General features: G+C 66.0%; 2 protein-coding genes. Both read left to right on the top strand.

Translation table 11 applies throughout. The features are described from left to right. A partial coding sequence (locus BGIM_RS0116410; protein WP_029630102.1) for a DUF4384 domain-containing protein occupies nucleotides 1–840 on the top strand: 840 nt, incomplete at its 5' end. Between the two features lie 514 nt (nucleotides 841–1,354). Beyond that, a partial coding sequence (locus tag BGIM_RS64875; RefSeq protein ID WP_162136262.1) for a tetratricopeptide repeat protein occupies nucleotides 1,355–2,948 on the top strand: 1,594 nt, incomplete at its 3' end.

The following is a 2,948-nucleotide window of genomic DNA, read 5'->3' as shown; positions in this document are numbered from 1 at the left end:
GCCCCCGTTCGCCGTCGCCGTTGGCGGCTCCCGGCGGCCTGCGTCGCGGGGGTGTTGGCCCTGGGCGGTGTCGGCCTTTTTTGTTGGTGGACCGGGATGCCTTCCCCGGCCGGAAACGGGGTGTCCGTGGCGAACGGGGTCGCCTCCGGGGGCGACCGGCCCGAAGGCGATCCGCGGCGGGTCGGGGACGACGGTTCCGGCCCGCGATTTCTTCCGCCCCTCGCGTCCGACCTGATGGTTTTTGTGAAATCGAAGGACGCCCCGAAAGCGTCGCTTTCACACGACATCCGGGACCGCCGCGTTGTCCTTCCGGTCAAGCCGGGCGACCTGTTCCGTCTCGAGGCGACCGCCAACCGGGATGCGTATTTTTACCTTCTCCAAGTGGACACGGAGGGAAATCTCTGGTCGCTCTACCCGTGGGGCGGCCCGAAGTTCGAAGCCCGCGAGAAAGAAGAAAAGCGGCGCTGGCTGGAAGTCCCTCAAAAATTCGGCGGTCTCTCCCAGGAAGCGCCGATCACGGACGGGCCGGCGGGACTGGAAACGCTCCTCCTGTTGGTCCGGGACGAGGCGCTGAGCCCCGAGGACGAGGACGTGTTGCGCCGGTCGTTCACGGAACTGCCCAAAGAGGCCACGGGCAATTTTCGGTGTGTCGCCTGGTTCCGGAATGGTGAAATCATCCGAAACACGCCCGACCATTCGGGACAGGATCGCGGGCCGATCCTGCTCGCCAACAGCAAGCCGGTCGACGACCTCCTCCCCGCAGCCCGCGAACTCCTGCGGAGCGAACGAATCAAGAAACTGTTCCCCGATACCGTTGGGTTGTCCTTCCCGCGCGAATAGACCTATGCAACCTCGACTGAAATCGTGTGCGATCACCCCGGGCCCCCGCCGCGTGAGCGGCGAGCGGCGAGAAGTCGTCCACCGGTGGGCTAACGCCTCGCCGCTCGCCTAATACGACGGCGCCGAGTCGTCCGAGAAAAAGGAGTGATCTCTCCCCCGGCCACCTAACCCCCCATCCCCCTTCCTTAAGAAGGAAGGGGGAGCAAGTGGGGGAGAGTCATCTTTCGTGAGTCAGGCTTTCCAGCCTGAGACGGCGATTGAAGCAACCCAAACGTGTGACGACGGACAAATGACTCCCACCCCCGTCCTCCCTCCTTTTTAAAAAAGGGGGACGGGGGATTAGGTGGCCGGGGAAGGAGCCGGACGCTGTCCAACCGGCGCCGCTCGCCTCATCGCCAGGCGAGCAGCGAGGCAGCAGACCGCCGGTGGCTCCCCCTCCTGAACAGTGACCCTCGACACCGATCAAATGCTCGGGGCCGGACCGGCGCCCCGACAAAACTCGCAAAGGCATGCCATGATCACGCAAACCCGCCTCTTGGTCGTCCTGCTCGCCTCGGTCGTCTGCCTCCCGGCGGTCGCGCAACCCGGCTCCCCGCCCGCGCCGTCGGCCGGGCAGGTCGAAGGTTGGAAGCGCGAATATCTACAGCGGATCGGGGAGATCGAACGGCTCTACGCCGGGCGGAAGTTTGTCGAGCTGCCACCGCTCGTCAACGAGGCGGCAGACCGGATGCTCAAGGTGGAAATCCACCTGAAAGACCGCCGCTCGCGTGTGGAGCTGGCGGTCTCTTGGGCGCTTCTGGGCGCGATCCACGAGCAGTTCGGCAAGCCCGGGGAGGCGGTCCGGTCCCTGCTGCGGGCGGAAGCCTTGTGGGACGGGCTGATCAGGGACGGCCAGATCGGGAACGAGACGCTTCCGGACGACATGAGGAAAGTGTACACCAACCCCCACCACCATAATTTCCTCCAGCAATTCGGAATGATGAGCCTGCGCCTCGGCGAACCCGAAAAAGGCGTCGCGTACATCCAGCGCGTCGTGACCGCGGAGAGCGCGGCCTACGATTACACCAAGAAAACGAAGACCAACGGCAAGGATTACCCGGACTTCCAACTGCCGGGCCGCTTGGAAGCCCTCGGCGTCGCGCTCATCAGCCTCGGCAAGCCCAAGGACGCGCTGCCGCACCTCAAGCGCGCCGTGGAAATGTACGAGCCGCAATACGCCGACCAGAAGGCGCGGGAAAAAGCAATCGGCAAGCCCAAGAGGGACCCGCTCCTGAACGAACTCGCCGGGTGCGGCCGGGAACTGGCCTCGACGTACCTTCACTTGAGCATGGCGTTGGAGGCGGCCGACCGCGACGAAGAGGCCGGGCGGGCAATCCAAAAAGCCATTCAGATTTACAAAGACGACTACCCCGACGACCACCCGGGGCTGGTCTACGCCCGGCAAATCTGGGCGAGCTCAGTCGCCAGGCGCGACCGGCCGGCCGCCTTGAAGATTTACCGCGACACCGGAGACATGCTCGCCAAGAGTTACCCGCCCAAGGCGTTCCCGGACGGACACCCGGCGCTGGCCGAGCACGAGGAAGCCGTCGGCCGAGTCCTCCTGGCGGACGGTCGGCACAAGGAGGCCGCGCAGGCGCTCCGGCGGTCGTTCGATTACAACCAAAAACTCCTCACGGCCTACGCCGCCGCCATGTCCGAGAGCGAGGCGCTCGCGTATCTGGGTACGCTCCCGACCATCCGCGACCAGCTCCTTTCCTCGCTCGAACACGTCCCGGACTCGGCCGGGGAGGCGTACGAGGTCGTCTGGCAGGCGAAGAGTCAGGTGACGCGGGTCGTGCGGGCGCGGCAAATCGCCGGGGCGGTGCGTCTTTCGGACGACAAACAGGCCCGCGCGGACTGGGAGAAGCTGATCGCCGTCCGGCGGCAACTCGGGCTGTTCGCGCAGGAACCGACCGGCGACCTCGACCAACAGGCGGAGGAGGTCGGCAAGCTGGCCCGGCGGCGAGAGGAACTGGAGCGGTCCCTCGCGGACAAGTTCGGGGGGGCCGCGACGCGGGACGACGCGGCCGGCGCGAGCCCCTCGAAATTGCTGGCGTCCCTGCCGAAAG

Source organism: Zavarzinella formosa DSM 19928 (assembly GCF_000255705.1).
In the GTDB taxonomy this organism is placed as follows: domain Bacteria; phylum Planctomycetota; class Planctomycetia; order Gemmatales; family Gemmataceae; genus Zavarzinella; species Zavarzinella formosa.
Note: the sequence above shows the minus strand (reverse complement) of the source record. Positions and strands in the feature narration are given on the sequence as shown.